Below are 6,696 nucleotides of genomic sequence, written 5' to 3'. Positions count from 1 at the left end.
CAAGCTCCCTCGCCACAAGGAACTGCATCGGCCACAAAAAAGGCGCCTTCAACGGCGCCTTTTTCATGGCGGTGTAAAACCTCAGCGTCCCAACAACCGCGCCAGGCCGACACTCATCGGTGTCTGCTGCGGGTAGGTAAACCGCTCCAGCAAACGTCGGTTGTTTGCCCGTGAATGGCGGATGTCACCGGAACGCGCCGGGCCGTAGCTCACGGGTGGCAGCTTGCCGACCACCGCTTCAAGGGCTGCCAGCATTTGCTTGAGGGTCGTCGCCTGATTCCAGCCAACATTCACCGCGCCGACTTCGACCTGCGGTTTCTCGATGGCTTGCACCAACACGTCCACCAGGTCCTCGACATAGACAAAATCCCGAGTCTGCTCGCCATCGCCAAACACGGTGATTGGCAAGCCTTTCTGCGCGCGCTCGCTGAATATGCTGATCACCCCGGAATATGGCGAGGACGGATCCTGGCGCGGGCCGAAGATGTTGAAGAAGCGGAAAACCACCGGTTCCAGATCATGTTGGCGACGATAGAAATCGAAGTAATGCTCGCTCGCCAATTTGTCCGCCGCGTACGGCGTCAACGGCGCCTTGGGCGTGTCTTCGTCGATCGACTCGCCTTCGCCATTATTGCCGTAGACCGCCGCGCTGGACGCGAACAGCACCCGTTTGACGCCGGTCTGACGCATGGCTTCGCAGACATTCAGCGAGCCGATGAAATTGCTCTGGTGAGTCTTCACCGGATCATCCACCGAAGCTTGCACCGAGGCCACCGCAGCCAGGTGCGCCACCGCGCTGCAACCGACCATCGCCTGCGCCACCAATGCGGCGTCGGCGACGTCGCCCACGATCAGTTCGACGAGGGGATTTTCCAGCGGCAGGTTGCTGCGTTTGCCGGTGGAGAGGTCATCGAGAATGCGCACCGAATGCCCTTTGGCAAGCAAGGCGTCGGTCAGGTGCGAACCGATGAAACCGGCACCGCCGGTGATTAAAACAGGGCCGTCAGCCATGGCGATAAAACCTATCCAGTAAGCCCGGGAGTGCCGCGCGCCAGGCGCGGGGCTTGATCCCGAAAGTGTGCAGAATTTTCTTGCAGGCCAGCACCGCGTGTTGCGGTTCCTCGGCGGCGTCGGGCCGCGCGGCGTGAGCCTGGGCGGTCGGTGCTTCGATGGCCAACGGGTGCAAGGCGCGCGCTTCGGTAAGAATCGCCTGCCCCAGTGCCAGCGGCGTGGTCGCCTCATGCCCGGCGTAGTGGTAAGTGCCCCACAGCGGCGCGGAGCAATCGAGTTGCTTGAGCACCGAAATGATCACCCGGGCGGCATCGTCCACCGGCGTCGGATTACCCCGACGGTCATCGGCCATCAGCAGTTCTTCAGCTTTCTCGGCCCGGGCCAGGAACCGCCCGAGGGTGCCATCGGGGCTGTCATCGAGCAGCCAGCCGAAACGCAGCAACACATGCTGCGGACAGGTGGCGCGCACGCTTTGCTCGATTCGCCACAAGGCCTGACCGCGCAGCCCCAGCGGTACCGGTTCGTCTTTTTCGCTGTAGGCAGTCGCTCGAGAGCCATCGAACACGCGATAACTCGACGGTTGCAGCAGCACAATGTTGTGATGCTGGCACAGCTCGGCCAGCCGTTCGACGGCTCGCTCCTGCCCGGCCAGACGCTGCTCACTGACGGTCTCCGCCTGGAACCAGTCAAAGTAATAGGCGAGATTGATCAACGCATCCGGACGGGTATCGTCGAGCAGTTGCGTCAGGCTCGCGGCGTCCCAGCCGTCTTGTGGTGGGCGGGGGGCGAGGAAACCGATGTCTTCCTCCGCACCGAGGCGAATCAGCGCCTGCCCAAGGGCATTTCCGCCGCCCAGTAACATAAGGCGCATTCGCATAGAGTCAGCAGGCCCAGTCTGATTGGAACGATGGCTTTATCGACAGCGCCCGCAGGCGATGTCCTCAATAATTGCCGGAATCGTTGCATTTTGCGGGTTTAGTGCGCAACCGTCATCCGTAAAGTGTAGTTCCCGGGGATTTGTGGTGCTTGGGAGGGCCTCTTCGCGGGCAAGCCTCGCTCCTACGGGTTTAACGCTGTCCTAGTAGGAGCGAGGCTTGCCCGCGAAGGGGCCTTCAGCACCGACACAGATCCTGAGCGGTACTTGCAACTTCCCGCCCCCACCCGCATAAATTACTCCATGAATCTGCCCATCCCCACGGACGCTGCTCTGGCGGGCTTTCACCCCGCCGTCAGCGCTTGGTTCAGCAATACCTTCGCAACGGCCACCGCCGCACAGGCCCGAGCGTGGCCGTTGATCCGCCAGCGCCGCTCGACCCTGATAGCCGCGCCCACCGGCTCCGGCAAGACCCTCACCGCGTTTCTGGCAGTACTCGACGATCTGGTCCATCGTGGCCTGGAGAGCCCGGACGGCCTGCCGGACGAAACCCTGGTGGTCTACGTTTCCCCGCTCAAGGCCCTGTCCAACGACATCCGGATCAACCTGCAAAACCCGCTGGCCGGCATCACCGAACAGTTGCGGGTGATGGGCTTGCCCGACGTGCCGATCAGCGCCGCCGTGCGCACCGGTGATACGCCGCAAAAAGATCGCTCGGCCATGCGCAAAACCGCGCCACACATTCTGGTGACCACCCCGGAATCCCTTTACGTGCTGCTCGGCTCCGACTCCGGGCGGCGAATGCTCGGCACCACCCACACAGTGATCGTCGACGAAATCCACGCCATTGCCGCCAGCAAACGCGGTAGCCATCTGGCCCTGAGCCTGGAACGTCTGCAGGCGCTCTGCTCGCAACCGCTGGTGCGTATCGGCTTGTCCGCCACGCAAAAACCCATCGAAGCGGTCTCGCGCTTTTTGGTCGGCCGTGATCGCGACTGCGAAATCATCGACATCGGCCACGCCCGCCCACGGGATCTTGATATAGAAGTGCCGCCCGTGCCGTTGTCGGCGGTGATGGCCAACGACGTGTGGGAGCTGGTCTATGACCGACTCGCCGCCCTCGCCCGTGAACACCGGACCACGCTGATTTTCGTCAACACCCGGCGTCTGGCCGAACGCCTGAGTCGGCACTTGAGCGAACGCCTCGGCAAGGACGCGGTAGCGGCCCACCATGGCAGCCTGGCCAAAGAGTTTCGTCTCGACGCCGAGCAACGGCTCAAGCGCGGCGAACTGCAAGTGCTGATCGCCACCGCTTCGCTGGAATTGGGGATCGATATCGGTGACGTCGACCTGGTGTGCCAGATCGCGTCGCCACGCTCGATTGCCGGGTTTCTGCAACGGGTCGGCCGCTCCGGGCACCAGGTCGGCGGCACGCCCAAGGGCCGATTGTTTGCCACCACCCGCGACGACCTGATCGAATGCGCCGCCCTGCTCGATTGCGTGCGCCGTGGCGAACTCGACACGTTGCTGATCCCGGAAGCACCGCTGGACGTGCTGGCCCAGCAGATCATCGCCGAGGTCAGCTGCCAGGAATGGCAGGAACAGGCGTTGCTGGAGATGCTGCGAAAAGCCTCGCCTTACGCCACCCTCGACGAGAAGCACTATCAGGCACTGCTGCAAATGCTCGCCGAGGGCTACAACGGACGCCTGGGTGTTCGCAGCGCTTACCTGCACCGGGACGCCGTGAGCCGCACCCTGCGCGGCCGTCGAGGCGCAAAACTGACCGCCGTGACCAGCGGCGGGACGATTCCGGACAACGCCGACTACAGCGTTTTGCTGGAGCCTCAAGGGCTGAACATCGGCAGCGTCAACGAAGACTTCGCGGTAGAAAGCATCGCCGGGGATATCTTCCAGCTGGGCAATACCTCATATCGAATCCTGCGGGTCGAAGCCGGCAAGGTCCGGGTCGAAGCCGGCAAGGTCCGGGTCGAAGCCGGCAAGGTCCGGGTCGAAGCCGGCAAGGTCCGGGTCGAAGACGCCCAGGGGCAGCCGCCGACCATTCCGTTCTGGCTCGGTGAAGCACCGGGTCGCAGTAATGAACTGTCGTTCGCCGTGGCACGCCTGCAAGCGCAACTCGATGAACGACTCGGCGCCACACCCGGCAACCTTCAGCCAGCCGTCGACTGGCTGACCGACATACTCGGTTTGAACCTCGCCAGTGCCGAGCAACTGGTGGATTACCTGGCCCGGGCACGCCAGACCCTCGGCGCCCTACCATCGCAAGACACGCTGCTGATGGAGCGGTTTTTCGACGAGTCCGGCGGTACGCAACTGATCATCCATTCGCCGTTCGGCAGCCGCATCAACCGCGCCTGGGGCCTGGCCCTGCGCAAGCGTTTCTGCCGCACGTTCAACTTCGAATTGCAGGCCGCCGCCAGCGAGGACGCCATCGTGCTGTCGCTGTCCACCGGTCACAGCTTCGAGTTGGAGAACGTCTGGCGTTATCTGCACAGCAACAGTGCCGAGCACATTCTGATTCAGGCGGTACTCGAGGCCCCGCTGTTCGGTGTGCGCTGGCGCTGGAACGCCGGGGTCGCTTTAGCGCTGCCGCGTTACAGCAGCGGACGCAAAGTACCGCCGCAGATCCAGCGGATGAAAAGCGAAGACCTGATCGCCAGCGTGTTTCCCGATCAGATCGCCTGCGTGGAAAACCTCGCCGGCGAGCGCGAGATTCCCGACCATCCACTGGTGGAACAAACCCTCGACGATTGCCTGCACGAAGCCATGGACAGCGAAGGCTGGCTGGCATTGTTGCGGCGCATGGAACAGGGCGACATTCGCTTGATCAGCCGCGACTTGCCGGCGCCCTCGCCACTGGCGGCGGAAGTCCTCAGCGCCCGCCCCTACACCTTTCTCGACGATGCGCCGCTGGAAGAGCGCCGCACTCAGGCAGTGCTCAACCGCCGCTGGAGTGATCCGCAGTCCACCGATGATCTCGGTGCGCTGGACGCCGAAGCGATCACTGCAGTGCGTGATGAAGCCTGGCTTACGCCAACCGGCATTGATGAAATGCATGAAGCGCTGATGAGCCTGACGTGCATTACCGAGACCGAAGCTCAGGCCAACCCGAATTGGCTCGATTGGCTGAACACCCTGGCCGACAGTGGCCGCGCCAGCCGTTTGCAGATCAACGCCGAGCAATCGCTGTGGTTGGCACTCGAACGACTGACCTGTCTGCGGGCGATTTATCCACAAGCCATATTGGTTCCACCGTTAGAGGCGTTGCCCGGTTTCGATGAAACCTGGGAGCCGGACGAAGCGGTGCTGGAAGTGATCCGCGCGCGGCTCAGCGCGTTTGGTCCGCTGCCGCTGAAAGCGATTGCCGAACCGCTTGGATTACCGGGGACTCGAGTCACTCAGGCTTTGGCACAACTGGAGCGCGAAGGCTATGTACTGCGCGGGCAATTCACCCCAGGCGCCCCTGATGAAGAATGGTGCGAACGGCATTTGCTGGCGCGGATTCATCGCTACACGGTCAAACGGCTGCGACGGGAAATCGAGCCGGTGGCGTTGCAGGATTTCATGCGTTTTCTGTTCGACTGGCAGCATCTTTCCGCCGCGAGCCAAGGCCAGGGCCGCGCGGTGTTGCCGGCGATCATCAGCCAGTTCGAAGGCTACCCCGCCGCTGCTTCGGCATGGGACAGCGACATTCTGCCGGCGCGGCTCAAAGACTATTCGGCGAGCTGGCTGGATGAGTTGTGCCGCAGCGGCAAACTGGTCTGGACCCGTTTGACCGCGCACAACAAGAGCGCCAGCACGGCATTGCGCAGCACGCCGATTCTATTGCTGCCGCGCAGTCAGGTTGGATTGTGGAGCGACTTGACCGAACAGACGCCGGTCAGCGAACTGTCGCCCAAAACACAAAAAGTCCATGAAGCGCTCAGCCAGCACGGCGCACTGTTTTTCGATGAGCTGATTCATGAAGCCCATCTGCTGCGCTCGGAACTGGAAATCGCCTTGCAGGAACTGGTCGGTGCCGGGCTGGTAAACGCCGACAGCTTCGCCGGCCTGCGGGCGCTGATTACCCCGGCCAGCAAACGCCAGAATCGCAGCAGCCGACGCGGACGCGGAGCGTTTGTCGGCGGCATGGACGATGCCGGACGCTGGGCGTTACTGCGACGCGGAACTGCCGCGCCGGTTGTGGATAAGCAACAACCCGCGCCCACACCCAGCGACACCCTGGAACACATCGCCATGACCTTGCTGCGCCGTTACGGCGTGGTGTTCTGGCGCCTGCTGGAGCGTGAGGCGGACTGGTTGCCAAGTTGGCGGGAATTGTTGCGCACGTTCCATCGGCTTGAGGCCCGGGGCGAGATTCGTGGCGGGCGTTTTGTCAGTGGCCTGGCGGGGGAACAATTTGCGCTGCCCGAGGCGATTCCATTGCTGCGCGAAGTCAGACGGCGACCGCACGATGGGAGTCTGATTGCGGTGTGTGGGGTGGATCCGCTGAACCTCGCCGGCACCCTGTTGCCAGGCGCGAAAGTGCCGGCGCTGGCGAGCAATCGACTGGTGTATCGCGACGGCATACCGGCCGCCGCCGAAATCGCCGGCAAGCAGCAGTTCTGGCTGGAGCTGGATCAGCAAGCCAGTGGCGAACTACACAATAAGCTGACTCGCCACAGCTTCCTGTAGGAGCGAGGCTTGCCCGCGAAGGGAGCGCCGCGGTGTATCAGCGAGACCGCGTCATCGTTCTTCGCGGGCAAGCCTCGCTCCTACAGGGGGATGGTGGTGTTGGGTACGCGGCTGATCCG

At 63.0% G+C, this 6,696-nt stretch carries 3 protein-coding genes; 1 reads left to right on the top strand and 2 read right to left on the bottom strand.

Annotated elements, in window-relative coordinates; translation table 11 throughout:
• Positions 1 to 81: 81 nt before the first annotated feature.
• Together PMI18_RS23190 and PMI18_RS23195 are read right to left on the bottom strand one after the other, a co-directional pair.
• Positions 82 to 1,011 carry an NAD-dependent epimerase/dehydratase family protein gene (locus PMI18_RS23190; protein ID WP_007896860.1) on the bottom strand — a complete coding sequence of 310 codons (930 nt, stop codon included), beginning with the start codon at positions 1,009 to 1,011 and terminating at the stop codon, positions 82 to 84.
• Complete coding sequence (locus PMI18_RS23195; protein ID WP_007896858.1) at positions 1,004 to 1,888, bottom strand: sugar nucleotide-binding protein; 885 nt, start codon at positions 1,886 to 1,888, stop codon at positions 1,004 to 1,006. The genes PMI18_RS23190 and PMI18_RS23195 overlap by 8 nt, the downstream gene beginning before the upstream one ends.
• 300 nt (positions 1,889 to 2,188) lie before the next feature.
• Between PMI18_RS23195 and PMI18_RS23200 the strand changes: the two genes are divergently transcribed.
• Positions 2,189 to 6,577, top strand: a complete 4,389-nt coding sequence (locus PMI18_RS23200; protein WP_007896856.1) for an Lhr family helicase — start codon at positions 2,189 to 2,191, stop codon at positions 6,575 to 6,577.
• The last annotated feature ends 119 nt before the right edge of the window (positions 6,578 to 6,696 follow it).

This window comes from Pseudomonas sp. GM102 (assembly GCF_000282555.1).
Taxonomy (GTDB): domain Bacteria; phylum Pseudomonadota; class Gammaproteobacteria; order Pseudomonadales; family Pseudomonadaceae; genus Aquipseudomonas.
The sequence above is the reverse complement of the archived record's forward strand: the minus strand, read 5'-3'. Positions and strand labels throughout refer to the sequence as shown.